This window comes from Janibacter zhangyanbonis (genome assembly GCF_050507325.1).
Taxonomy (GTDB): Bacteria; Actinomycetota; Actinomycetes; order Actinomycetales; family Dermatophilaceae; genus Janibacter.
This window is the reverse complement of the sequence record NZ_CP191482.1, coordinates 19,729-43,497: the sequence shown is the minus strand read 5'-3', so window position 1 is coordinate 43,497 and position 23,769 is coordinate 19,729. Positions and strand designations below refer to the sequence as shown.

Here is a 23,769-nt window from a genome sequence, read left to right as displayed (position 1 = left end):
CTTGCGACGGGGGAGCGCTGATCGGCGGGTCTTGAAGGTGCGCGAGGGCGCGGGCTCGCGTTCACTAGGGGGGGTCGGGGAGGGACGCTTCACTAAATGATCCCAAATACACTAGTGTTAGAGGTGTCATTTACCGATGTGATGTCCCGGGGAGGCTCGACGCGTGCTTAGTGATGACGACCGATGAAGGAGATGTCGATGACTGGATCGCGCTGGATCACCACGGTGACGGCCACGAGCTGCCTGCTGCTGGGCGCCTGCAGTGGGGGAGGGGCTGAGGAGACGACCTCGACGAGCAGCTCGTCGACCAGCAGCTCGACCACCGCCGACTACCGAGACGAGGCCGTCGAGGCAGCACGGGCGTGGATCGAGGACGACGCCGCGCGCCTCACCACCGAGAACGCCACGGCCGAGATGGCCGCTACGCAGAAGCAGGTCGACGCGGTCAACAAGAAGGCGGGGATCACCACGAAGGGCCACGATTCCGTCGTCTCGACCGAGGTCGATGAGGGGCTGACCAGCACGACCGAGGTCGTCATGGACGTTTGCGTCACCACCGACAAGCAGCTGCTGAAGAAGGGCAAGAACGTTCGCACGAACCGGAAGGGGGCGCTGGTCAAGCCAGGGGATAGGCAGCTGGCGAGGGTCGAGATGACGCGGGACGTCGGCGCGGACGACTGGCTGGTGGCAGCGTCCGAGGTCAGGGAGCGATCATGCTGACCCGCGCGGGCGCTGCCACAGTTGCGGCCGTACTACTCGGCCTGAGTGCACCCACTGCAGCGATGGCGGAACCTGGCCGGCCCGCCGCACCCACGGCCGAGCCAACCAAAGAGCCCCCGCCGCCCCCGCCGCCCCCGCCGCCCCCGGCGTGCACCTCGATGGAGTGCACGGGTGAGGTGGAGACGTACACACCGACGCCCGATCCGCCATCGGCGGAGCAGCCTGTGCCTCAGCCGTCGCAGACGGCGCGTCCCGGTGGCCCGGAGGCGCAGTACGACGTGGGGCTGCCGGTGTCGGCGCCAGCCGGGCCAGTGGTGCCGGCCGGGCCTCTGCCGGGCCAGTTGTGGGACGACGCTGGCGCGGATGCGGTGGACGCGGCGCAGTGTGACGTGGTGCCGGCGGTGGCCTGTCCGGACGCACCTGCTGCTGCGCCGGTCCAGGCCGCACCGGCTGCTCAGCCCCAGCCGGCCGTGCCGGCACCTGATCCGGTGGCGGTGGCACAGCGGTCCGTGGCCAATTTGAAGTTGAAGACGGTGGCGCCGGGGTCGACGCCGTTGGAGCCGGGCTCCATCTCGATCGTGGGCGTGCCGACGTGGATGTGGGCGGAGAACGCCGACGCCCTGGGCACGGTCACCGACACCGCGCGTGTGCCGGGCCTGTCGCTGACGATGACGGCCAAGCTGTCCGGCGTCACGTGGGACATGGGCGACGGGACCGTGATCGAGTGCGAGGGCACCGGCACGAAGTGGTCCCCGGCGATGGGGACGGGCGACTCGCCGACGTGTGGCCACACCTACACGACGCAGGGCACGCGGACGGTGACGTCGACGGCTCACTGGTCGGTGACGTGGCGGGCGTCGACGGGGCAGACCGGAGTCATCGGGCGTGATCTGTCGTCGACGTCGACGATCCGCGTCGGTGAGGTCCAGGTCATTAACAGCACGAGGACGGGGGACGCGTGAGCGTGGGTCAGGAGGACCGAGTGTCGCAGGTGGAGCAGGCGGCAGATTCTGTGTCGGCGCAGGTAGGGGTCGAGGGATTGCCGTCGGGTCGGCAGCGGCGCCGACCGCTGGTGCTGGTCGGGTTCGTCGGCTTGGTGGTGCTCGGTGCGCTGCTGGCGGTGCTCGGGTACAACTCGGCGACGTCGACAAGGGACGTGGTGGCGGTGCGTGAGTCGGTGGCGAAGGGGGAGACCATCGAGAAGGGCGATCTGCGGACGGTCGCGGTGAGTGTGGACGCGTCGGTGGCCACGATCCCTGCGGAGCAGGCGGGACGGATGGTGGAGGGTCGCCGTGCCGCGGTGGACTTGCCGAAGGGGTCCCTGGTCAGTGAGGACTCGATCGCGCAGGGGACGGTGCCGGGGGTGGGTAAGTCGGTTGTCGGCGTGACCCTGCCGGCGTCGCAGCTGCCGGGGGAGCCGCTCGAGGTCGGGGATCGAGTGCGGGTGGTCGACGCTCCTGGCGTCAACGGCCGCGCAGGCGGGTCGTCACAGGGCAGCGGCGAGGACTCGGAGGCACCCAGTGAGCCTGCGGAGGTGCAGGTGGAGGTCGCGGGCGTGCGCGTTGCCGGAGATCAGACCACCGTCTCGGTGATCGTCGAGGCGGAGCAGGCTGGTCCGTTGGCGGCACGGGCTGCGACGGGGCGTGTCGTGATCGTCCTGGATTCGCGGGAGCGCTGAGATGGCGTTGATCGTGCTGACGTCTGCGTCGGGGTCACCGGGGGTGACCTCGACCGCGACCGGTTTGGCGTTCACATGGCCGCGGCCGGTGCTGCTGGTGGACGCGGACCCGACGGGTGGGTCCGCGGTGCTGGCGGGTGTCCTGCGCGGCCGGTGGGCGCCTCGGGACACGATGGTGGATCTGGCGGTGGCAGCTCAGACGGGGGCGGTGGCCTCGCGGCTGGCGGAGGTGGTTCAGGTCGTGCCGGGCACGCGCGTGAAGCTGCTGTCGGGGGTGCGGTCGCACGTGCAGGCGCGGGGGCTGCGAGCCCTGTGGGGGCCGTTGGCGGCGACGTTGCGGGGCTTGGAGAGCACGGGTCAGGACGTCGTGGTGGATGCTGGCCGGCTGGGGTTGGAGGGCAGCCCGGGACCACTGCTCAAGGGTGCCGACATGACGCTGCTGGTCACGCGCACGGATTTGGTGTCGTTGTCGGCGGCGCGGTCGTGGGCGCAGTCGCTCAAGGATGAGATGGAGAGCGCTGGCGCGGCTCGGTCGTTGGGGTTGCTGCTGATCGGCGAGGGAGAGCCGTACTCGGCGCGTGAGGTGTCGAAGGTCTTGGGCCTGCCGGTGGTCGCGCGGATCGCGTGGGAGCCGGACGAGGTGAAGGTGTTCTCGCGAGGAGCGCGTGCGGGCAAGCGCTTCGACGAAGGCGCGTTGGTCAGGTCGCTGGTCGCCACCCGCTCCGCGATTGATTCATGGGTTGCGGCCAGCCGGGTGGATCTGCAGCAGACGAGGAGTGGAGCCTGATGAGTAGTGCCGATGGTGTGGACCCCACGAGCCTGCCCCTGTTCGCGCCGGCAAGCGTCAACGGCCGTGTCGACGCCGCGGGCGGGCCGGCGCAGCAGATGGCGCCGGTACCGCCGGCCGCGATGCCGGCGGCGAAGTCCAGCGGGGTGGACTGGACTCTGCTGGCCGACCTTCGCGGGCAGGCCGCCAAGCGGCTGTCGAGCGTGCTCGAGCATGAGGGTCGGTTGACCAGCGCTGAGCAGCGCGAGCGGGGCCGCGCGATCATCCAAGAGCTGCTGGCCGACGAGAGCCAGGAACGAGTGACCTCGGGTCAGGCCCCGTGGTCACTGCAGGAGCAGGGTGCGCTGGCTCAGGCCCTGGACAACGCCTTGTTCGGTCTGGGCCGGCTGCAGCCGTTGATCGACGACGACACCGTGGAGAACATTCAGATCGCCGGCGCAGACCGGGTGGCCGTGGAACGGATCGACGGCCACCTCGAGGACGTCGACCCGGTCGCCGACGACGACGAGGAGCTCATCGACTTCCTCGTGTTCCTGGCCAGCCGATCGGAGGTCAACGCGCGACCCTTCTCCGAGGCGCAGCCGCGGCTGCACATGCGCCTGGACGGGGGCGCCCGGTTGGCGGCCTCGGCGTGGGTGACGCGCCGACCAAGCGTCGTGATCCGCCGCCACCGTCTGCGTGAGGTGTCCCTGCAGGATCTGGTGGAGCGAGGGTCGATGACCCCGGTGGTGGCCTCGTTCCTGGCAGCGTTGATCCGCGCCCGCAAGAGCGTGGTCGTCGCGGGCGAGCAGGGCGCTGGCAAGACCACGCTCGTGCGGGCCCTGTGCTCGGAGATCGACCCGGACGAGGCCATCGGCACCTTCGAGACCGAGTACGAGCTGCACCTGGACGAGCTGCCACGGACGCGGCACCGGTTCGTGTACGCGTGGGAGGCCCGCCCCGGGTCGGGCGAGGTCGGACCGGATGGTCGGCAGGCCGGAGAGATCACTCTGTCTGATCTGCTCTACGACTCGTTCCGGTTCAACCTCTCCCGGCAGATTGTCGGCGAGGTGCGCGGCGGGGAGATCGTCGCGATGGTCAAGGCGATGCAGTCCGGGGCGGGGTCGATCAGCACGACGCACGCCCGTAACGCGCAGGGAGTGATGAGCAAGCTGGTCACCTGTGCGCTCGAGGCCGGCGAGTCGCACGACTGGGCGGTCTCGGCGCTGACGGAGAGCTTGGACGTGGTCGTGCAGGCCAGCATGCGCGACATCATCGACGACGACGGCCGCAAGCGTCGGGTGCGCTGGATCAGCGAGATCCTCGCGATCGGTCCCGGAGAGAGCTGGAACACGTGGTCGAGCACGACGATCTTCTCTACGGTCCCCGGCACGCAGCGCCTCGTGCCGGGCGTCATTCCCGATGACCTGCGGGATGAGCTGATCCCGTACGGCTTCGACGCGGACGGCTACTACGCGGCGATGGGCACGTCATGATCGTGATGGCGATAGCAGGCGCGCTGGTCGTGGCGGGGATTCTTGGCGTGGTCGCTGAGATCGCCGGGTTCGAGGTGCTGCCTCGACGTCCTCGGGCGCGGGCGGTGGCCAGACGCTCATGGTGGCAGCGCCTGTCCGGGCGGACCCGGCGGTTGATCGCGGCAGCGGTCGTCGTGGGGGCGCTGGTCTGGGTGGTGACCGGCTGGGTACTGGCCGTGGTCTTGGTGCCGGCCGCCGTGGTGGTCGTGCCGTGGCTGATGACGTCGCCGGAGGGTGGGCGTGACATCGAGCGTCTCGAGGCGCTCGAGGAGTGGACCCGGGCGTTGTCGGGGATCTTGACCGCGGGGCAGGGCGTGGAGCAGGCCTTGATTGCGAGCGTGCGGTCGACGCCGGAAGCCATCCGCCCCGAGGTCACCCGCTTGGCGGCGCGTCTGCGGGCGCGGTGGACCACGCAGGCGGCTCTGCGGGCCCTGGCGGACGAGCTTGACGACGCGACCGGCGACCTGATCGCTGCCAACCTGATGCTGGCGGCTCGGCGCCGCTCCGCGGGGGTCGCGCGCGTCCTGGAGAGCTTGGCGGAGTCTGTCGCGGCAGACGTGCGGGCCCGCCGCGAGATCGAGGCCGATCGCGCCAAGCCCCGCTCAACCGCCCGCTGGGTGACCATCGGAACCGTCGGCCTGCTGATCTATCTCACGTTCTCGGGCGACTTCGTCGAGCCGTACGGCACCCCGCTCGGTCAAGTGCTGCTCGCGCTGTACCTGTGCGTGTACGTCGCGGCGCTGGTGTGGATGAAGCGCATGGCGCGCGGTCGCCCGCTGCCACGATTCATCGGCAGCCTGGTCAAGGCCGGTGCCCGATGATGGGCGCGCTGCAGCTGCTGCTGCTCGGTGGAGGACTGATCGGCGCCGCTGGCGGTCTGCTGCTGTGGCACCTGACGCCCAGCGACCCGCGGTTGTCGGACGTGCTGGAGCGGCTCTCGCCGGCGTCGGCGGCAGCGTCGGCGCGCTCCAGCGAGGTCAGCGCGGCGCCCACGAGAGTGGAGCGGCTGGGCCAGTGGGGGTTGAGGACGGCGCCGGCGTCGGTGTGGTCGTCGACCCCGACCAGCGAGCTGCGGCTGCTGCAGATTCCGCTCGCGCGCTACCACGGGGAGAAGGTCGCGTATGCCCTCGCTGGGCTGTTCTTGGGGCCCTTCGCGTGGGCGTTCCTGACGCTGCTGGGATGGAACGTGCCGGTGACGTTCCCGGTGCTGGGGTCGGTTGCCTTGGCGGTGGCCGGGTTCTTCCTGCCCGACTACAACGTGCGCGACGACGCGAAGAAGGCTCGCCGCGAGTTCTCTCGGGCGCTGGCGTCCTACATCGACCTCGTGGCGTTGGAGCGTGCCTCCGGCTCGGGGCCTCGGCAGGCGCTCGAGGTCGCGGCGGAGGTGGGCGACTCGTGGGTGTTCCAGCGACTGGGCGAGGAGCTGGCCCGCACCCGCTGGTCCGGCGTGACGCCGTGGGAGTCGCTGGCCGAGTTGTCGACGGAGCTGGGGTTGAGCGAGCTGGCGGACCTGGCCGACATCATGCGCCTCTCCGGTGAGGACGGGGCCCAGGTCTGGGGCAGCCTGCGGGCCCGCAGCGCCGGGATGCGCGCGGCGATGCTCAACGTCGAGAAGGCCCGCGCGGTCGAGATCTCGGAGCGGATGACCATGCCGATGTCCATGCTCGGGATGGTGTTCCTGGCCATCTTGGTAACGCCCGCACTCCTGCGGGTCATGAGTTCTTGAAGGTAAATCAACACAAAGGGGAAACATCATGTTCAGTCACATCATCGCCACCGTCCATCTCCTGGGCCTGCGCGCCGCCGACCGGGTCGAGGACCAGTACCGGGTCCTGCGGGCTCGCGACGAGCGCGGGTCGGTGACCGTCGAGCAGGTGCTGTGGGCGGTCGCGGTCATCGCGATCGCGACCGTGGTAATCACCGCGATCCGGGCGTTCGTCACGAGCAAGGCCAGCGAGATCAGCGGCTGAATGGAGACAAAGGTGACCAGAGGAAAGGGCTGGACGTCACGACTGCGCGGTGAGCGTGGGTCGTTGACGATCGAGGCCACGATCCTCTTTCCGGCGCTCCTGGCCATCATGTTCCTCGGCGTCCAGGCGGCCATGTGGTTCCACGCGCGCAGTGTGGCGATCGGAGCCGCCGCTGACGGGGCGCGAGCCCAATCTCTGGAGCGGGCCGCCGAGGGAGACGGTCGAGCCGCGGCGTTGGATTTCGTCTCCTCCGCCGGCGGTGACGACGTGCTGCGTGGTGTCGAGGTCTCCTCGAGCCAGTCACCGACGAGTGTGAGTGTGACGGTGGTCGGGTCGTCGATGAGTCTGGTGCCGGGATGGGACCCGTCGGTGGAGCAGAGCGCGACGGTCCCGCTGGAACGGATCACGCCATGAAGGCCGGACGCAGAGGGCGCGTTGCTGCCGAGGGGGGCTCGATGACCTTGGAGGCGGTGATCTTGGCGCCGGCGATGATGGCGTTTGTCGCGCTGGTCGTCTTCGGCGCGAGGGTGTCGTTGGCGCAGCAGGCCGTGCAGGTCGCGGCCAACGACGCCGCGCGTTCGGCATCCATCGAGCGCACTCAGCAGGCGGCGGTGGCCGCGAGCACGCGATCGGCGTCGGCGACGTTGACGACGCAGGACGTGGAGTGCCAGTCGGTCGACGTCGACGTCGACGCCAGCCAATTCGGTGTGGCGCTGGGGGAGAAGGCCTCGGCCACGGCGACGGTCACGTGCGTGGTCTCGATGGGGTCGCTGAGCATGATGGGTATCCCGGGGCAGATGCAGATCTCGCGCACGGCCTCCAGCCCGATCGACAGCTACCGAGAGCGGTGAGAGTGGTGGGACGTGCCCATGACGATTCAGGGTCGGTGAGTGTCTGGGCGGTCATGTTCGGGCTCGTGGCGATCATGCTGGTCGGGATCGCGGTGGACTTCGGTGGCCGGGTCGTCGCTCAGCAGGAAGCCGCCGACGTGGCCAGGCAGTCGGCCAGAGCCGGCGGTCAGCCGCTGGACCGCGCGTCGGCGATGCAGGGCCGGGGTGGGTCGACGTCGCCCGAGCAGGCGGCCGCGGCCGCTCGCGAGTACCTGTCGGGTCATGACCGAGTCACCGGCCAGGTGCGTGTGGTCGACAGCACCTCCATCCAGGTGGACACCCGCACGACGTACGAGACCAAGTTCTTGCGGATTGTGGGAGTCAACGAGCTGAGTGCGACGGCGTCCGCGACCTCACGGGTGGTCACCGTCCAGGAAGGGACCGAACAATGAAGCAGCGACTCACCGGCCTTGTGTGTGCCGCGGCCATCGTCGCCATCGTGGTCGGGTTGCCGGTCGCACTGCTGGCCGTGGGCAACCCGCTGCCGTCGAGGGCGCCGGCACCGGAGGACGTGTGGTCGAGCCTGACCTCACCGGACGACGGACGGCTGGCGCTGGCTGCGATCACGGTGCTGGGCTGGGTGTGCTGGCTGGTGATGACGCTCAGCGTCGGGCTGGAGGTCGCGGCGCAGGCGCGCGGCCGAGTGCACGCCCCGCGGATGCGGGGGCTGGGTGCACCGCAGTCGATGGCGCGAGGCTTGGTCACCGGGGCGATGCTCTTGGTGACCTCGATCCCGGCGGTAGGCGCCGCGTCAGCGGCTCCGGCGCAGGTGACCGCAGCGGCCGCCCCCGCGGTGACCTCGAGCGTTGGCGCGCAGCAGGCGCCGGCCGAGCAGGCGCAGCCGGAGAGCCCGCACGAGGAGGCGACGCCGACGAGTGAGGTGACGGTCAAGGCCGGGGACTCGCTGTGGGCGCTGGCGCTCGAGCATCTGGGCGACGGCCGCGAGTACACGCAGATCCTCGAGCTCAACCGCGAGGTCCTAGGCGGCAACGAACGGATGCTCACGCCCGGGACCACGCTGCGCATCCCGACACCCGCGGCGGCTAACACCGACACCTCGGGGCCGTCGACACGGGTGACGGTCGAGCCGGGCGACACGTTGTCCGCGATCGCCAGCGACGAGCTCGGGTCGTTCGAGCAGTACCCGCGGATCGTCGACGCGAACTCTGACCAGGTGTCCGACCCGGACCACATCGAACCGGGATGGGTCCTGAACATCCCAGATGCCGCCGGGTCGACACCCTCGCGGACCACCCTGCCGACCGCGACCCCGGACAACGGCGGCGGCGAGCAGGGGCAGGAGCGGCCGGGTGAGACGGCCAACTCGGCCGCCCAGGCCGCGAAGGACGCCCCGCCGGCAGCCGCCTCGTCCACGCCCGCCGGCGGCGCGTCAGAAGAGGCCACGGCGACGCCGTCGCCCACCGCGACGTCATCTGGGGCGTCGCCGAGTGAGCAGCCGGCGCCGCAGACCGCGCCCTCACCTCAGAACCAGGAGAGCTCGTCGACCGCGTGGATCGCCGGCGTTGCCGGCGCCGGCGCGATCTTGGGTGCTGGCCTGTATGGGGCACGCCGGGTGTGGCGGCGACGGGCGATGCGGGCCCGACGCCCGGGCCGCACGATCATCGCTCCCTCTGCCGAGCTGGAGGGCCTGGAGCGCACGATCACCCGCGTCGGCACCGAGACGGCCGTGACGGTGGAGTGGATGGACCAGGCCTTGCGGCGCCTGGCTGCAGCGTCCACCGACGCTGAGCTGCCCAAGGTCGTGGCCGTGGAGCTGAGCAGCGACGCCGTCACGCTCTACCTCGAGGAGCCGATGTCGGCTCGTTCGCCGTGGCTGGGTAGCGAGGACCACAAGCGGTGGGTGCTACCGGGCGATAGCGACCTCGACGACGTCGGCCCGCACGTGCCCGACCAGGAGGCGCCGTGGCCTTTGCTGGTGACGATCGGGCGTCGCGGCGACCACCCGTGGTGGCTGCTGAACGTCGAGGACCTCTCGCTCGTGATCAACGGAGACCCGCAGCGTGCCGCGGCGTTGGCGCGGTACGTCGCCGCGGAGATCGCGGTCAACGCGTGGTCCCAGCACGCTCGCGTGCACGTCATGGGCGTGGGGGCGGAACTGAAGGAGCTGGCCCCGGAGCGGATCGTCACCTACGACGGCTGGGACGAGCAGGCAACGGCGCATATCCTGTTGGAAGCCATCGAGTGCGTCGACCGCGCCGACGACTTCGACGCGGAGGTCGCCACGCTGCGTGCGCGCCGACACGGCGAGGACCTGTGGCCCGCCCGCGCGCTGGTGGTCGATGGCGGGCAGGGCAGCGAGGCTTTGAGCCAGCTGGAGCAGACCCTGCGCGCCGCTGGCGGTCGCAGCGGGACTGGGCTGATCCAGATCAACCCGGCAGACGGCAACGACGACGCGCTCGTGCTGCACGTCGACGAGCATGCCCGGGTGCGCATCCCGCACGCCGGACTGGAGATCGACGGCGTCGGGCTGAGCGAGGACGAGGCTCGCGCGTGCGCGCAGCTGGCCAGCGAGTACCGCCGACACGACGATGCGCCCATCCCGGTCATCGAGGACCCGAGCCAGCCGTGGCAGGAGTGGAGCGACGCCGCGGGAGTCATCCGCGAAGAACACACCCTGCCGCGCGAAAGCCCGGCCGACGACGAGCACGCGACGGTATCGCTCCTCGAAGGAGAGGACGAGGAATACCTCGAGGTGGGGGCGACCACCGTCGAAGACCTCGCGACCCTCTCCCCGCAGGTCGACGCCGCCACCGCCGACGAGATCATCGACGCCGACCCGACCCTTGACGAGGACCTGGCCGAGTGGTGGTCCCCGTCCTGCGCGCGGCCCCGCGTCACCTTCCTCGGGCCGGTGGAGGTGCGCACGGTCACTGGCGTCCATCTGACCGAGCGAGTGGGGTACTCGACCGAGGTCGTGGCCTACCTCGCGCTGCGGGAGCACGGCGCGACCAATGCTGAGGTCCAGGAGGCCTTCGGTATTGCCGAGGGCACCGTGCGCAGGTCCATCAACACCGTGCGCGACTGGCTGGGCACCCACCCTGGAACAGGCGCGAAGCACCTGCCGAGCGCAGGTACAGGACCGAAGGCATCAGCGCGAGGCAGCAAGGCCTACGAGCTGGACGACGTGCTCGTCGACGCCGACTTGTTCCGTCGGCTGCGGCTGCGCGCCCAGGCCAGAGGCGCCGCTGGGGTCGACGACCTCCTGCAGGCGCTGCGCCTGGTGCAGGGCGTGCCCTTCAGCCAGCTGCGACCCGGGGGCTGGTCGTGGCTGAGCGAGGGCGAGCGGATCGACGAGGTGCTCACCCTGACCATCGTGGACACGGCCCACCTGGCGACGACCGCGTGCCTGCGCGCGGGGGACCTGCACAACGCACGCCTGGCCACGATGACCGCTCTGCGAGCAGCACCGTACGAGGACATCCCCCGCCTGGACATGGCCCGCGTCACCGAGGCGGAAGGGGAGCGCACGGAGGCAGAGACGATCGTGCTCGACGAGGTCTGCAACGCCTCTGACGTCGACGGGGAGGGCCCTGTGGATCTGTCCGACCGGACCCGCCAGGTCGTCGAGGACCGGCAGTGGGGCAACCGCCGGCGACGGGCCAGCTGAGGCGCGCCGGCGCCAACGAACCAGCCGGTAAGGGGGTCTGACACCACGTGTCAGACCCCCTTCGGCGTGCCTGCCGGCGCGTGACCGCTGCCCGCAAGGGGGAGCGACAAAACTTCTTCAGGAACTTTGGGAACGCGGCGTTTCCGCAGGTCAGAAGGGGTGTACGGGCCTAGGTGAGGGCCCGTACCTAGAGCGTTCCTGCCGCCAGTAGGTACGAATCCGGCAACGACCTCGTCCGAGATTTCTTCCGTGTCCAGACGGAAGGAGAGCGAGATGAGCGTGGCCACACTGCTGGGCCTGGACGAGCCAGACGCGGGACTGCTCGAGGTGGCGAGGGTGCGCTGGCCCGCGTGGCAGGAGCGCCATGCCGTGCTGCGCAGCGTTGACGACCTCGCGGACCTGAAGGCGGCGACGCGCCGGTTGGGGCCGGCGGGAAGCAACGAGATCCTGCTCGCGCTGGCGGAGCTCGGCATGCCGGACGGCGGCAACGAGGCGGCGGCGACAGCGACGCTGGTGTGGCTGCTGCTGCCGGGCGCTGGCCACATGGCAGGGCGGCTGCAGCGCGAGCTGCCCGAGCTGCGCGAGGAGGTGGACCAGCTCGTCGCCGGGCAGGTGTGGATCCAGGCGCGCACCTTGAAGATCGGCCCGTCGCGACCGACCAACTGCGCCGCGACGGTGCTGCGCAACGCTGAGCGGTGCATCCGCCGCGAGCTGGGCATGCACGAGCGCAGCGACAAGACCCGCCGGCGCTCGATCCTGATCGGGGCCGGCAGCGCCTGCGAGGACAAGGCCGGGATGCTCCTGGGCCTCCCGTCGCCGACCTTGCCGGCCGAGGTCGAGCTGTGTGACTTGTTCGACGCGGCGATCAACGCCGGCGAGATCTCGGCCGTGGACGCGCAGCTGCTGCTGGAGGTGGCAGAGCGCGCCGACGAGGTGTCGTCGGGCCGGCCAGGCAGACGCGGAGGACTGATGTCCGAGGCGGTCAGCGTCGCAGTAGCCCAGCGCCGGGGGGGCTCGCCCCGGTCTGTGCGCCGGCGCACTCATGCAGCCATCACCAAGCTGCGCGCGTACAACGAGCGCTCCATGGGTCGGAGCGCGTGATGAGCCAGAGCAGCAGGCGGCTGCGCGCCATCGACCAGGCCACCGCGGCGGCCTCGCCCGGCCAGATGGACGTCGACGAGCTGGTGCGACTGACCATGACCGAGGCCGACGTCGTCGCACAGATCGTCGGCGGGGTGACCCGGCTGCAGCAGGTCCAGCAGGCCAAGGCCCTGCTCGCGCAGATCGAGGACCCGGTCCAGCTACGCGGGGTCCTGTCCAAGCCAGCGGCGGGGGAGAAGCGATGAGCGTCACCACCACCGATCGTCTGCCTCGCGTCGAAGAGCTCCAGGCAGCCGTCGAGGCGCTGGCCGCCGGACGGTTCCGCGCGGACCGCGCGCCGGCGCCGGCTCCCGGGGAAGGGCCGGCAAGGATGGCTCGCCCGCTCGAGACAACTACGTGGGCGACGACGCGTGAGGTCCTACCCGTGCTGGCCGCGAGCGGATCCAGCGGGGCGACGACATTGGCCGTGGCCGTCGCGAGCATCTTGGCGCCGGCGCGCGTCGTGGAGTGCTGCTCGATGAGTGCGACCGGGCTGGCCGAGGCCGCCACGGCCGAGCTGGGCACCGACGCCAGCGGCTGGTGCAACGGCACCCGCGAGCAGGTGGCACTCAGCCGCGCGACCCAAGTGATCGCCGGACCCGACGCGGTCCCCACCCCGGTGGTCGTCGAGGCCCCCGGATGGGACGTGCTTGATGTCGGGTGGCAGCTGGAGCAGCTGACCGCGACCGGCGGGTGGCTCGCCCAGCAGGTGCAGGACGCGCCGGCGATCGTCGTGGCCGCGACGGCCAGCGTGCCGAGCCTGAGGCGCCTGGAGAACACCTTGGCGGCCCTGCCGGCCTCGGCCACGACGGTCGTGGCTGTGCGGTCCCTGGGGTCCAGGCGGCTGCCCACTCATGTGCGCGCGGCCCTGGGGCCGCGGACGACGACCCACCTGGACCGGGGGTCGTGGATCGACGTCCCGCACGAGAAGGACCTGGCCGAACGCGGCCTGAGCGGCTCCCCACTGCCGCGATCGCTGCTGCACGCAGCACACCAGATCTCCCGGCTCATCGGTGCCGGGTCAACCACGAAGGAAGGGCTCTCCTCATGAGCGTCATCAAGAGCGTCACCGTCAACGCCTACAGCAACGTCGCGGCGGTCTGCCCGGTCGCACCCCCCGGTGCGCAGGCACCCGTCGACGAGATCACGGGCTACATCATGTGGGGCGTCATCGTCCTGTTCTCGATCAGCATCGTCGTGCTGATCGGGTGCGCCGTCGGCGCCTTCTTCTTCCGCATGAGCCACGCGGTCAAGGGCGCCGTGGGTGCGATGGCTGGGGTGCTGGTCTCAGCGGTCGGGTACCTGGTCGGCCCCGGGATCCTCGACGGGATCCTCGGCAGTGGGTGCGTGTGATGGCCGAGCAGCCGCAGCCGTGGAGCGTGGAGAAACTGCGCATCGTCCTGGCTGTGCTCGCCGTGCTCGCCGTGCTCCTGATCGCGGGGCTGGTGTTCTGGATCGTGCGAGCCACCGGCGGGACCGACAAGCCCGCGGAGGCGAAGCGACCCGCGCCGGCGCAGGTGCACGGGCAGCAGGCGCGCGATCGCATCGCCGCCGAGCCGATGCTCCAGGTCGACCCGGTCGACGCCCGCGAGGGCGACGTCGCCGCGACGCCAGCCGAGACCATGACGATCCCGGCCGCGACGAAGGTGGGGCCGGCTGATGTGCCGACCGGGTTCCCCCAGACACCGCAGGGCGCGGTCGGCCAGCTGGCCGCGATCTCCCGAGTGGTCATGGAAGGGATGTCGATCCCGCACGCCAACACCGTGCACGAGCAGTGGGCGCTGCCCGGAGCGCCTGAGGCGCAGCAGTGGAGGCTGACCGAGAACGTGCGCGTCTTCTTGGAGTCGGCCGGTATCAGCGGGCAGGACGCGGGCTCTACCTCCACCATGACCGTCACCCCGGTGGCCGCACAGGTCAAGGGCCACGACGGCGACGAGTGGGTCCTGGCGTGCGTTCTCTTCGACGTCAAGGCGGTCGTCGAGCAGGAGGCCAAGACCGGGTGGGGCCACTGCGAGCGGATGCAGTGGGACGACCGCGCGAACGCGTGGAAGATCGCGCCTGGGCAGCAGCCGGCCATCGCGCCGTCGACCTGGCCCGGGACCACCAAGGCCATCGAGGCCGGGTGGCGCACGTGGGTCAGCCCGGACGAGAGCTGAGCGGGCCATGATGCTGACCCTCAACCTCGTCGAGCAGGCACCTACCGTGCTGCCCGTGCCGTTCCCCTCGTGGAACCCGTTCACGCCGTTGGGGTCGGCCGCAGGGAAGGTCGTGGCCGACGGGTGGACGGCCATCATGCTCGCGATCTGGAACTGCGGCAGCTGGCTGCTGCGGCTGGCTCTCCACATCATCGACCAGTTCATGACCCCCGACCTGCGCGAGGACGGCCCCGGTCGTCCCGTCTACGAGCTCTCGCTCTGGCTCGGGATGACCCTGTTCGTCGCGATGTCCTCGGTGCAGCTGGCCGTCTCGGCCTTCCAGCGCAACGGCCAAGGCCTGGCGCGGGTCGCCATCGGATACGCCCAGTTCGTCGGTGTGTGGGCAGCCTTCAACGCCTACGCCCTGGTCGTCATCGCTGCCGTGCAGGGGATCACCGCAGCCATCCTCAGCCAGCTCCTCCACGTCGACTCGTGGTCCGAGTTCGAGCCCTTGGGCACCAAGCTGGACGCGCAGGACGTCACCGAGGGGTCGGTGGCCACCGTCATGGGCGTGCTGGGGATCGTGCTGATCATCGCGGCATTCGGGCACATCATGGTCATGATCGCCCGATCCGGGTCCCTCATGGTGCTGGTGAGCACGAGCGCGATCAGCGCAGGCGGTCTCGGCAGCGACTTGGGCAAGTCGTGGTTCTGGAAGACCTTCAGGTGGTTCCACGCGGCCGCGTTCACGCCGGTGATCATGGCGCTTCTGCTCGGACTAGGGGTCTCCTTCACCGCGGGAGTGGCCACCGGGCAGGAGGACGGGATCCAGCGGGCCGTCGGGACCGCGGTGCCCAGCGTGCTGCTGGTCCTGATCGCGGCCTTCGCGCCCCTGGCCCTGTACAAGCTTCTTGCCTTCACCGACCCCAACACCAACTCCGGGGCGTCGATGCGTGCCGGCCTGGCCGCCGCGGGCGGAATCGGCGGGCTGCTGGGGGCAGGTGGCGGCGCGAGCAAGGGCAGTGGGGCAGCGTCGAGCGTCGACGGTCAAGGTCGGTCGCAGGCCGAGGCCAACGGAGAGGGCGACTCGGCGAGCAGGATGGCCGGGGCCATGGGCAAGCTCGGTCCGCTGGGCTCTGCGGTCGGCAAGGCCATCGGAGCCGCCGCAGGAATGGGAACCAAGGCGGCATCACTCGGGGCCGACATGACCAATCAGATGGGCGTGGGCCACGGCCAGTACGTCCCCGACTTCGGAGGAAGCCGCGGCGCCGGGCGCGGCGGCGACAAGCAAGCCGCCAGTGGCGGCAAGCACGGCGACTCGCACGACGAGGGCACGACGCCCACCGGGCCAGCCGAGGACCCCTCCGGCTCCTCGGCGCAGAGCGACGGGCAGGGCGGGGGGGCTCCCACGCCACCGGCGCCGACGCCACCGGGTGCGCCCTCGGGCGGCCAGAGCGACGGGCAGGGCGGGGGAACCCCCACGCCACCGGCGCCGACGCCACCGCCACCGGTGCGCGCCCCTCGGGCGGCCAGAGCGACGGGCAGGGCGGGGGAACCCCCACGCCACCGGCGCCGACGCCACCGGGTGCGCCCTCGGGCGGCCAGAGCGACGGGCAGAGCGGGGGAACCCCCACGCCACCGGCGCCGACGCCACCGGGTGCGCCCTCGGGCGGCCAGAGCGACGGGCAGAGCGGGGGAACCCCCACGCCACCGGCGCCGACGCCGGCGGGAGGTGCCAGCGGTGCCGGAGCGGGTGGCGGTGCCGGCGCGGGGGGCGCGGGTGGCGCGGCCGGCGGCGCCACCCCGCCACCGGTCGTGTGATCGCGGAATCGACGAGAGGAACTGAGCAGAGATGAGCGTCTACAACGAGTACGTCCCGGCCCGGCGCGGCTGGATGCTGGGCATGACGATCCCCCAGTGGGTGGTGATGCTTCTGTGCATGCTGGCGGTCGCGACCGCCTTCTCGCGCAAGGCATGGGCCGCGGTCGCCCTGCTGATCCTGGCGTGGGTGATCGTGGGCGTCCTGCTGCTGCTGCCCGTGCGCGGCCGCTCCGCGATCGGGTGGCTGGGTGCCTTGGTCAGTCACGCGGTGTGCTCCGTGACGGGACTGTCGGTGTGGCGGTCCCGCGCTGCCACCGGCCGCGGGGGGCAGCCCGACGCGGACCTGCCGGGCGCGTTGACGTCGATCGAGATCCACGAGGGAGCACCGACGGGGGCGCAGATGCGCCGCATGGCCCTGATCCAGGACCACGTCACGCGGACCTGGGCCATCTCGGCCAGCGTGTCCCATCCCGGAATTCAACTGCGCGACCGGGACGAGCGCCTCGGCAAGGCCCGCGGTCTGACCAGCTTGATCGACCAGATGGCGGTGGGCGAGATGGTCTCGGAGGTCATCGCGATCGTGCGCACCATCCCGGACGACGGCGCGGAGCGAGCCCAGTGGGTGCGGGAGAACGGGTCTCCCTCCGCGCCAGCCGGCGCCGCCCGCATCGTCGGTGACCTCGAAGAGGCACTGACGGGGGTGTCCGTGCGCCAAGAGGCCTTCGTGACAGCGGTCGTCGAGGAGTCGGTGCTGGCCAGGCACGCGCGAGAGGCCGGTCGCGGCCTCCCAGGCCGCGGCCGTGTCCTCAGCGACGTGGCCGGAGAGCTGACGGGCGCCTTGATGGGGGGCGTGGGCATGGAGCAGGTGACGTGGATGACGAGCCCAGAACTGGCGGCCGCCACACGTACCGGATTCGCCCCCGGCGATCGAGCGGGGATCATCGACGCCCTAGCCGAGCGTGCCCGCAATCCGCGGGTGAACGCGGAGGTGCCGTGGGCACACGCCGGCCCCTCGACCGCTGAGACGGCGGTGCGGCACTACGCGCACGACGCCTGGCACTCGGTGAGCGTGACGCTCCAGCTTCCTGACCGTGGCGCGGCAATGGGTGCGCTCCTTCCGGTGCTCACGCCGAGCGAACCGGAGGAGCGGCGGTCGCTGGCCGTGGTCTGGCCCATCAAGACCCTGAAGCAGGCCGACCGCGAGATCAGCCGGTCGGAGAGCATGGCCGACGTCAGCGACGCCTTGAACGAGAAGCTCAAGCGCACCTCGCGCGCCAAGGACAGGCAGGCCGCTCAGCGCACCCGCGACCTCGACGTGAAGCAGGCCCAGGGCAACAGCCTGACCGCACCCCACGCGATCGTGACGATCACAGTCCCGAAGACGAAGTCGGCGGCCGACGCGGGTCGACGGTTGGAAACCTCGGTGCGGCGTGCCGGTTTCGCTCCGCTGCGACTGGATGTCTCGCACGACGTCGCGTTCTGCGCCTCAGTGGTCCCTCTGGGGCTGAACCTCGCGCGGAAGGGCACGCTGTGATCAGGCGCGGGACAGGCCGTGACGTCACCGGCCTGCTGCAGGACTTCGGACACGAGCTGCCGACGAAGCCGGGCCCGCCGACGAAGGAGAAGGAACCGCGCCTCTTCCGCAGCGCCCTGGGCCGGGGCAACCCGCGGCGCGGCGCAGGGTGGGCCGCGAGCATGAAGCCTCCGGTGGCCAGCTACCGCATGACCAGCGACCAGGCCGCCGTCGTGTGGCCGTGGCTGGCCGGGCCGGGTCTTCCTCCGACCGGAGCGCTGATGGGCATGGACGCCCAGTCCGGGGGCAAGTTCTACGCCGACCCGGTCGGCTGGGTCCGCGACGACAACATCCCGGTGACCAACCACAACATCTTCTCCATGGGCAAGCCGGGCGTCGGCAAGTCCGGGACCACCAAAGCGTTCGCGCTCCGGATGCTGTGCTTCCGGCACTACAAGACGTTCGTGCCCGGAGACCCCAAGGACGAGTACGAGCGACTGTGCCGCTTCCTGGGGGTCGAACCCATCGCGATCGGCCCCGGCCTGGCCGCGAGGATCAACCCCCTCGACTTCGGGCCCCTGATCAACGGGTGGGAAGACCTGCCTCGGGCCGAGGCGCACAAGCGTGCCCAAGTCGTGTTCGGGCGATGGCTGACCCTGCTGGGCGGGCTCGTTGGCAGCCAGCGCGTCGGCGGCGCGCCAGTCCCCTTCGGCCCCAACGAGCAGGCCGTCTGCCAGGCAGCGCTCGAGGACCTCACCGGATGGAGCGAGGGAGCCACGCAGCTGCGCGTGACGACGATCCCGCACCTGTGGGCCGCTCTCGACGAGCCGAGCCCAGCTCTGGTCAACACCTGCAGGTACGCCACCCAGCAGGAATTCATGGACGGTACGCGACTGCTGCGCAATGCGTTGCTGCAGCTGGTCAAGGGCCGCCTGTCCGGGCTGTTCGACACCGAGACCACCGTGGAGATCGACTGGAACGCCCCCCCGATCCAGTCCTTGAGCCTGTCGCGGCTGGACGCGCTGGGCGACGAGGCCGTCGGCATCGCCCTGACCTGCGTCAACTCGTGGGGTCGCGGGATGCGCGAGCTCGCGGCGCGCGCGAGGACGTGCGCATCGTGATCCGGGACGAGGCCTGGCGGCAGTTCCGGCTGGGGGTCGACGGGGGTCGACGCCATCAAGTCGTTCGACGCGGATCTGCGGTTCGTTCTCCCGCGGCAAGGGTGATGAGGGCGGCGACATCCAGTTCGCCGTCATGCACAAGCCCAGCGACCTGCTCTCCGTCGGCGACCAGGGCTCGCAGGCGGCGATGATCGCCAAAGACCTCCTCGAGCTGGCGGACGTGAAGATCCTGCACGGGCAGAAGCCGTCTGTGGCCGGCGAGCTCGACGAGATGCTGGGCCTGGGTCCGGTGGCCAAGGACCTGATCACGGGCTGGGCCATGCAGGACAAGGGGCGGGCCGTGTGGTCGATCGGTGACCGGATCCACCAGGTCTCCACGCTCTTGCACCCCATCGAGCGGCAGCTGACCTGGACGCAGCCCGTCGCGGAGGCCGGCTGATGAAGGCCATAGCGTGGGGCGCGTTCGCCCTGGTCGTGGCCATCACGGCAGCCCTGTGCTCGATCGCCGCCGTGGCTGCGGTGATCGTGGCGCCAGCTGCGGAGAGCATCGACGAGGTCGAGTGCACCGGCGCGGTGGCCGCCGCCACGGGGTCGTGGCAGCCACCGATCGCTGGGCCGTACGTGGTCAACGATCGCGGGTTCGGCCGCGAGTTCCACCCCATCCACCAGGAATGGCGCACCCACAGCGGGCAGGACATGAACGGCGCCGGCGGCGCCGGGACCATCGTCGCCGTGGGCGACGGCGAGGTCGCTTTCGCCGGGGTGATGGGTGGCTACGGCAATGTCGTCGACATCAAGCACTCCGGTGGCGTGACCAGCAGGTACGCCCACCTGGCCAGCATCAAGGTCAAGCAGGGCCAAAAGGTCGCTGCCGGCACCGAAATCGGGGTCGAAGGGACCACGGGTCAGTCCACGGGCGTCCACCTGCACTTCGAGATCCACGTCGATGGCACCGCCGTCGACCCCAAGAAGTGGATGGCCGAGCACGGCGCGCCCCTGAACGGCAAGGAGACCCTGCGCCGTCCCGAGGACGGCGAGGTCCCGTCGGGTCAGGACGCCACCTCGCAGGAGGGGGAAAGGGGGCATGGCTTCGACCTGCCCAAGCCCACCGGGCAGCGGCAGGACTCACTGCACAACCCGCCCCAGCCGATCCCGGCCGACATCAAGACGCTGTACATGAAGGCAGCCAAGAAGTACGGGCTGCCGTGGACCCTGCTCGCCGGTGTCGGGATGGCCGAGACCAACCACGGCCGCAACACCGCTGTCTCCAGCGCCGGCGCTCAAGGCCACATGCAGTTCATGCCCGCCACCTGGGCCGGCGGGATGGGAACCGACGGCGACGGTGACGGCCGAGCGGACATCAACAACCCGGCCGACAGCATCATGAGCGCAGCGAAGTACCTCGTCCACGAGGGCGCCACCCGCGGTCCTGACGGCGTGGTCGACGCCCTCTTCGCCTACAACCGCTCCCGCCCATACGGTCAGGACGTCCTGTTCTACGCGGCCGCCTACGGCGGCGGCAACGTCGTGGGCGATCCCTCGGACTGCGACCCGGGCGCGGGCGGCGAGGGGCGGCAACCCGCACGCCAGGTGCGCTGACCAACCCTCGAGTGAGGAAGGTCGTGGCCTTCGCGCTGGAGCAGGACGGGGACACGTATGTCATGGGCGGCAACGGGCCCGACCAGTGGGACTGCTCCGGACTGACCTCCCGTGCGTACAGCGAGGTCGGCATCGACATGCCGCGCACCGCGCAGGGGCAGCGGGACTGGCTTGCGCAGGGCAACGGCAAGCGGATCAAGCCCGGGGACGAGCGTCCCGGCGACCTGCTGTTCTGGAACAGCTACCTGGGGCCGGAGCGGATCGGGCACGTGGCGATGGTCCTGGACCCCAAGAAGAAGTCGACGATCGACGCACGTAGCCGCGCTGAGGGAGTTGGCCGGTTCTCCTACGCCGGCGCCTCCACGAAGCCGATCTTCGAGATCTGGCGCGTGGGCAACGTCAAGGCCAAGTAAAGGAAGGGACATCGCGATGCAGCGTGAACGACGACACGCCCCGTACCCGTGGACGTGGGAGCCGGCGTGCTCGCCCTGATGGGCGTCCTGCTGGCGGTCCTGCTCATGATCCACGTCAGCCGTGCAGCGGCGAACTGGGTCGTGGGCGGGGGGTGGACGTGGCCGCCCGCCCGAGACCTGCTCGGCAGCACCCTCGCGGTCCTACGTGGCGACGCCACGGCGGGGCTCGCCGCGGCGCCGATCGGGCACGCAGGGGAAGGGCTTCTGCTGACGTTCGTTGTCATCGGGCAGCTCGTGTGGGTGACGGTCGCGACCTGGGCGGCCGTGACGTGGTGGACCCGGCGGGGGCCGGGCGCGATCGCGGGGGGGCACGGCCAGCGTCGCGCAAGCGCGGGAGGTCCTGGGGGTCCGACGGTTGCGCGAGGACGCGAAGGTAATCCGACCCGACCTGTACGGGAAGAAGAAGAAGCGCAGCGCGCATGAGTGTTTTTTCAGCGGATCGAGCCCTGTGAGGTGGGCTGGCAGATCGGGACGTCGAAGTGGCCGCGAGGCGCGGGGGGGGTGGGTTCGGTGGGAGCGGACCACGGGGGTCATCGGGCCCCAGGGGTCCGGCAAGACCCTCGGGTGCTTGATCCCGGCGCTGCTGCAGGCTCCCGGCGCAGCATTGGTGACGCTGACGAAGCCACAGGACATGCTGCTCAGCTGGACGGCACGCTCACGCCGCGGACCGTGCGTCGTCCTCGACCCGTTCGGGCTGACCAAGGGGATGCCCGAGATGGTCTTCGACCCAATCGACGGGTGTGTCGACCCGCAGGTCGCCGAACGTCGCGCGAAGGCGTGGACGGCCGGGACGATCAAGGGCGGATCCCAGAGTGGGCAGAGCGACGACGCCGCCCGCTTCTACGCCAACGAGGCGGCGAAGGTGCTGCAGTGCTACCTGCACGCCGCCGCGCTGACCGGCGCCGACCTCGACGAGGTCCTGGAGTGGGTGGCCAACCCATTGGGCACGAGCCGCCCCACGGACATCCTGCGCAACCACGAGTACGCCGCCCCGCACTGGCCGCTGCTCGGGGGGCGCTGCGCGGGGACCCGCGTGCCGCCGGCAACACGACCGCCACCGTGCACCAGGCAATGTCCCTGTTCTTCCAGGAGAAGATCCGCCGGCGGTGCGTGCCCGGTCCCGGCCGGCCAGCCACCGACATCGCTCAGCTGATCCAGCAAGGGGGCACGGTGTACCTCCTGGGACGCGAGGACCCCTACGCGTCGGCGTCGCCGCTAATGACGGCCGTCGCCGAGTATGTGCTGGACACCGCCTTGGAACTAGCCGCCCAATCGCCATGGGGCCGGCTGTGCCCCCCGATCCTGGCCAGCCTCGACGAGCTGCCGTCGACGGCGCCGCTGCCGACGCTGCAGACGCGGATGGCCAACGAGCGAGCCTTGGGGATCTCGATCCAGTGGGCCGCGCAGACCCGTGCCCAGCTGACGCGCCTGTTCGGCGAGGACGAGGCCCGATCCATGATCGGCCTGACCAACAACCTCGTCGTCTTCGGCGGGTCCAAAGACGTGCGGTTCAACCAAGAACTGTCCGACCTGATGGGCGACGTGCGCGTCGCACGCCACTCCTGGCAGAGCGGCACCATGGCCGGGCGCAGCACCCAAGGCGACGACATCGCCGTCATGACCGGCTCAGAGATCCGCGAGCTCGACGAGGGGACAGTGCTCATCCTCGCGGAGAACGCCAAGCCGATCATCGCCAAGGTGCGCCCATGCATCGCCGGCAGGTCCGGCGCCCGACTGCTGGCCGACCAGGACGATCTGCGCGGGGTGCTGGCCACGGAGCGGGCCAACGGCATCTCTCCACGGGCCCGGGCCGTGGCAGCCGTCGCCGCTGCCCGCCGCGATGGGCTCACGGGACGGGACGCGACCGCAGCACCGCCTACCTCCGACGACAGCCCCCGTACTCCTTCGACCCATATGAGGTGTGACCATGCTCGTGATCTCCTTCCCCAAGCCCACCGGGATGCTTCGACAGGCCTTCAAGGAGCTTGACACGCTCGCCTACGGCACCGATGCGGAGAAGAAGGCGCTGGGCGACCCCCAGACGTTGGCCCGCCCGTGGGACCCCAGCAGCGTGGTCAACCCACGGCTGCGTCAGCAGCTGTGGGAGTGGCTCGACCGGGTCGTGGTGTGGATCAACCACGAGTACGGGTGGCGCCCCGAGGACCTCATCCCCGAGTGCTGGCCCCAGCACCCCGCCCTCGTGCGCGAGATCGCGGTGCTCGCCGACCTGCGCCGCCGAGCCGCGCGGCCGCCGCCGCGAGTGACGGCATGGAGGAGTGGCACCGGTACGCCCTGCCGGCGTTCCTGGACCGGATGGGTCGGCGCGCAGCCGCAAGCAACTGCGGGGAGAAGCACCAGGACTGGCCCGCGCGTGGACCGTACACGCGCCACATCGGCGACGGATCCCGCCAAGCACGCGCCCGGTACTTCACCGCCGACGTCGAGGAGATCACTCAACGCCACGCCCACGCGCAGCAGCGACAGGAACGAGAGAGAGGAAGCCGCGCAGGCCCGGCGCCCGAGCCGCAAACCGAGGTGGGACTGCGCTTGGTCGACGACGAGCGCGGTCTCGTCGACACCCGAACCGGCGAGCTGCTCACGTGACCGCGAGCGAATCGCTGGGTAGCCAGATCGCGCGAGAGACCGCGTAGGCGAAGATCTGAGCGACGGCCTTGGGCACGATGTGCTCGGGTCGTCGCTCGATTCTGTGCGTGTGACGGGCCGGGTGCAGTGAGAGGGTGACGTTCGGTGCGCAAGTCCCCCGATGTGCGCGCTACTCG

Annotated in this window: 26 protein-coding genes; all 26 read left to right on the top strand. The window is 70.7% G+C overall.

The window, feature by feature from the left end:
* Positions 1 to 198: 198 nt before the first annotated feature.
* Complete coding sequence (locus ACQBJO_RS17430) at positions 199 to 720, top strand: hypothetical protein (RefSeq protein ID WP_421009093.1); 522 nt, start codon at positions 199 to 201, stop codon at positions 718 to 720.
* A gap of 176 nt (positions 721 to 896) precedes the next feature.
* Positions 897 to 1,682 carry a hypothetical protein gene (locus ACQBJO_RS17425; protein ID WP_430407188.1) on the top strand — a complete coding sequence of 262 codons (786 nt, stop codon included), beginning with the start codon at positions 897 to 899 and terminating at the stop codon, positions 1,680 to 1,682.
* Between the two features lie 20 nt (positions 1,683 to 1,702).
* Entirely contained in the window at positions 1,703 to 2,398 is a 696-nt protein-coding gene (locus ACQBJO_RS17420) for an SAF domain-containing protein (RefSeq protein WP_421009095.1), read from the top strand.
* 43 nt (positions 2,399 to 2,441) lie between these two features.
* A complete protein-coding gene (locus ACQBJO_RS17415) occupies positions 2,442 to 3,185 on the top strand; it encodes a hypothetical protein (protein ID WP_421009096.1) in 744 nt (247 codons plus the stop codon).
* 17 nt (positions 3,186 to 3,202) lie between these two features.
* Positions 3,203 to 4,660, top strand: a complete 1,458-nt coding sequence (locus ACQBJO_RS17410) for a CpaF family protein (protein WP_421009097.1) — start codon at positions 3,203 to 3,205, stop codon at positions 4,658 to 4,660.
* Positions 4,657 to 5,520 (top strand): type II secretion system F family protein, encoded by an 864-nt coding sequence (locus ACQBJO_RS17405; protein ID WP_421009098.1) that lies wholly within the window; start codon positions 4,657 to 4,659, stop codon positions 5,518 to 5,520. Before ACQBJO_RS17410 ends, ACQBJO_RS17405 begins: the two co-directional genes overlap by 4 nt.
* Positions 5,520 to 6,425 (top strand): type II secretion system F family protein, encoded by a 906-nt coding sequence (locus ACQBJO_RS17400; protein WP_421009099.1) that lies wholly within the window; start codon positions 5,520 to 5,522, stop codon positions 6,423 to 6,425. Before ACQBJO_RS17405 ends, ACQBJO_RS17400 begins: the two co-directional genes overlap by 1 nt.
* Before the next feature lie 28 nt (positions 6,426 to 6,453).
* Positions 6,454 to 6,669 carry a hypothetical protein gene (locus ACQBJO_RS17395; RefSeq protein WP_341013550.1) on the top strand — a complete coding sequence of 72 codons (216 nt, stop codon included), beginning with the start codon at positions 6,454 to 6,456 and terminating at the stop codon, positions 6,667 to 6,669.
* Positions 6,670 to 6,732: 63 nt separating this feature from the next.
* Entirely contained in the window at positions 6,733 to 7,083 is a 351-nt protein-coding gene (locus tag ACQBJO_RS17390) for a TadE family protein (RefSeq protein ID WP_421009100.1), read from the top strand.
* Positions 7,080 to 7,520, top strand: a complete 441-nt coding sequence (locus tag ACQBJO_RS17385) for a TadE family protein (protein WP_421009101.1) — start codon at positions 7,080 to 7,082, stop codon at positions 7,518 to 7,520. Before ACQBJO_RS17390 ends, ACQBJO_RS17385 begins: the two co-directional genes overlap by 4 nt.
* Before the next feature lie 65 nt (positions 7,521 to 7,585).
* Positions 7,586 to 7,951 carry a pilus assembly protein gene (locus ACQBJO_RS17380; protein ID WP_341013543.1) on the top strand — a complete coding sequence of 122 codons (366 nt, stop codon included), beginning with the start codon at positions 7,586 to 7,588 and terminating at the stop codon, positions 7,949 to 7,951.
* Positions 7,948 to 11,187, top strand: a complete 3,240-nt coding sequence (locus ACQBJO_RS17375; RefSeq protein WP_421009102.1) for a LysM peptidoglycan-binding domain-containing protein — start codon at positions 7,948 to 7,950, stop codon at positions 11,185 to 11,187. The genes ACQBJO_RS17380 and ACQBJO_RS17375 overlap by 4 nt, the downstream gene beginning before the upstream one ends.
* 273 nt (positions 11,188 to 11,460) lie before the next feature.
* Complete coding sequence (locus tag ACQBJO_RS17370; RefSeq protein ID WP_421009103.1) at positions 11,461 to 12,288, top strand: hypothetical protein; 828 nt, start codon at positions 11,461 to 11,463, stop codon at positions 12,286 to 12,288.
* Entirely contained in the window at positions 12,288 to 12,533 is a 246-nt protein-coding gene (locus ACQBJO_RS17365) for a hypothetical protein (RefSeq protein ID WP_421009104.1), read from the top strand. The genes ACQBJO_RS17370 and ACQBJO_RS17365 overlap by 1 nt, the downstream gene beginning before the upstream one ends.
* Positions 12,530 to 13,378, top strand: a complete 849-nt coding sequence (locus tag ACQBJO_RS17360) for a hypothetical protein (RefSeq protein WP_421009105.1) — start codon at positions 12,530 to 12,532, stop codon at positions 13,376 to 13,378. Before ACQBJO_RS17365 ends, ACQBJO_RS17360 begins: the two co-directional genes overlap by 4 nt.
* Positions 13,375 to 13,680: a hypothetical protein gene (locus ACQBJO_RS17355; protein WP_421009106.1), complete on the top strand. Its 306-nt coding sequence runs from the start codon at positions 13,375 to 13,377 to the stop codon at positions 13,678 to 13,680. Before ACQBJO_RS17360 ends, ACQBJO_RS17355 begins: the two co-directional genes overlap by 4 nt.
* On the top strand, positions 13,680 to 14,483 hold the full coding sequence (locus tag ACQBJO_RS17350) for a hypothetical protein (RefSeq protein WP_421009107.1): 804 nt from the start codon (positions 13,680 to 13,682) through the stop codon (positions 14,481 to 14,483). The genes ACQBJO_RS17355 and ACQBJO_RS17350 overlap by 1 nt, the downstream gene beginning before the upstream one ends.
* A gap of 7 nt (positions 14,484 to 14,490) precedes the next feature.
* Positions 14,491 to 16,308 (top strand): hypothetical protein, encoded by a 1,818-nt coding sequence (locus ACQBJO_RS17345; protein ID WP_430407202.1) that lies wholly within the window; start codon positions 14,491 to 14,493, stop codon positions 16,306 to 16,308.
* A 6-nt stretch (positions 16,309 to 16,314) separates the two neighbouring features.
* Positions 16,315 to 17,817, top strand: coding sequence for an SCO6880 family protein (locus tag ACQBJO_RS17340; RefSeq protein WP_421009109.1), 1,503 nt, complete (start codon positions 16,315 to 16,317; stop codon positions 17,815 to 17,817).
* Between the two features lie 173 nt (positions 17,818 to 17,990).
* Positions 17,991 to 18,917 carry a hypothetical protein gene (locus ACQBJO_RS17335; RefSeq protein WP_430407201.1) on the top strand — a complete coding sequence of 309 codons (927 nt, stop codon included), beginning with the start codon at positions 17,991 to 17,993 and terminating at the stop codon, positions 18,915 to 18,917.
* A 133-nt stretch (positions 18,918 to 19,050) separates the two neighbouring features.
* Positions 19,051 to 19,356 (top strand): hypothetical protein, encoded by a 306-nt coding sequence (locus tag ACQBJO_RS17330; protein ID WP_430407200.1) that lies wholly within the window; start codon positions 19,051 to 19,053, stop codon positions 19,354 to 19,356.
* The gene (locus ACQBJO_RS17325; RefSeq protein WP_430407199.1) at positions 19,356 to 20,516 is read left to right on the top strand and encodes a peptidoglycan DD-metalloendopeptidase family protein; all 1,161 of its coding nucleotides are present in this window, start codon (positions 19,356 to 19,358) and stop codon (positions 20,514 to 20,516) included. Before ACQBJO_RS17330 ends, ACQBJO_RS17325 begins: the two co-directional genes overlap by 1 nt.
* A 23-nt stretch (positions 20,517 to 20,539) precedes the next feature.
* On the top strand, positions 20,540 to 20,929 hold the full coding sequence (locus tag ACQBJO_RS17320; RefSeq protein WP_430407198.1) for a C40 family peptidase: 390 nt from the start codon (positions 20,540 to 20,542) through the stop codon (positions 20,927 to 20,929).
* 415 nt (positions 20,930 to 21,344) lie between these two features.
* Positions 21,345 to 22,142: a type IV secretory system conjugative DNA transfer family protein gene (locus tag ACQBJO_RS17315; protein ID WP_430407197.1), complete on the top strand. Its 798-nt coding sequence runs from the start codon at positions 21,345 to 21,347 to the stop codon at positions 22,140 to 22,142.
* Positions 22,061 to 22,978: a type IV secretory system conjugative DNA transfer family protein gene (locus ACQBJO_RS17310; protein WP_430407196.1), complete on the top strand. Its 918-nt coding sequence runs from the start codon at positions 22,061 to 22,063 to the stop codon at positions 22,976 to 22,978. Before ACQBJO_RS17315 ends, ACQBJO_RS17310 begins: the two co-directional genes overlap by 82 nt.
* A gap of 279 nt (positions 22,979 to 23,257) precedes the next feature.
* Positions 23,258 to 23,593, top strand: coding sequence for a hypothetical protein (locus tag ACQBJO_RS17305; protein WP_430407195.1), 336 nt, complete (start codon positions 23,258 to 23,260; stop codon positions 23,591 to 23,593).
* Positions 23,594 to 23,769: the final 176 nt, after the last annotated feature.

Coding starts and splice junctions, on each gene's coding strand:
- ACQBJO_RS17430 (WP_421009093.1), top strand. CDS start 199: ATGACTGGATCGCGCTGGATCACCACGGTGACGGCCACGAGCTGCCTG.
- ACQBJO_RS17405 (WP_421009098.1), top strand. CDS start 4,657: ATGATCGTGATGGCGATAGCAGGCGCGCTGGTCGTGGCGGGGATTCTT.
- ACQBJO_RS17400 (WP_421009099.1), top strand. CDS start 5,520: ATGGGCGCGCTGCAGCTGCTGCTGCTCGGTGGAGGACTGATCGGCGCC.
- ACQBJO_RS17395 (WP_341013550.1), top strand. CDS start 6,454: ATGTTCAGTCACATCATCGCCACCGTCCATCTCCTGGGCCTGCGCGCC.
- ACQBJO_RS17385 (WP_421009101.1), top strand. CDS start 7,080: ATGAAGGCCGGACGCAGAGGGCGCGTTGCTGCCGAGGGGGGCTCGATG.
- ACQBJO_RS17375 (WP_421009102.1), top strand. CDS start 7,948: ATGAAGCAGCGACTCACCGGCCTTGTGTGTGCCGCGGCCATCGTCGCC.
- ACQBJO_RS17370 (WP_421009103.1), top strand. CDS start 11,461: ATGAGCGTGGCCACACTGCTGGGCCTGGACGAGCCAGACGCGGGACTG.
- ACQBJO_RS17365 (WP_421009104.1), top strand. CDS start 12,288: ATGAGCCAGAGCAGCAGGCGGCTGCGCGCCATCGACCAGGCCACCGCG.
- ACQBJO_RS17360 (WP_421009105.1), top strand. CDS start 12,530: ATGAGCGTCACCACCACCGATCGTCTGCCTCGCGTCGAAGAGCTCCAG.
- ACQBJO_RS17355 (WP_421009106.1), top strand. CDS start 13,375: ATGAGCGTCATCAAGAGCGTCACCGTCAACGCCTACAGCAACGTCGCG.
- ACQBJO_RS17350 (WP_421009107.1), top strand. CDS start 13,680: ATGGCCGAGCAGCCGCAGCCGTGGAGCGTGGAGAAACTGCGCATCGTC.
- ACQBJO_RS17345 (WP_430407202.1), top strand. CDS start 14,491: ATGATGCTGACCCTCAACCTCGTCGAGCAGGCACCTACCGTGCTGCCC.
- ACQBJO_RS17340 (WP_421009109.1), top strand. CDS start 16,315: ATGAGCGTCTACAACGAGTACGTCCCGGCCCGGCGCGGCTGGATGCTG.
- ACQBJO_RS17330 (WP_430407200.1), top strand. CDS start 19,051: ATGCACAAGCCCAGCGACCTGCTCTCCGTCGGCGACCAGGGCTCGCAG.
- ACQBJO_RS17325 (WP_430407199.1), top strand. CDS start 19,356: ATGAAGGCCATAGCGTGGGGCGCGTTCGCCCTGGTCGTGGCCATCACG.
- ACQBJO_RS17310 (WP_430407196.1), top strand. CDS start 22,061: ATGTCCCTGTTCTTCCAGGAGAAGATCCGCCGGCGGTGCGTGCCCGGT.
- ACQBJO_RS17305 (WP_430407195.1), top strand. CDS start 23,258: ATGGAGGAGTGGCACCGGTACGCCCTGCCGGCGTTCCTGGACCGGATG.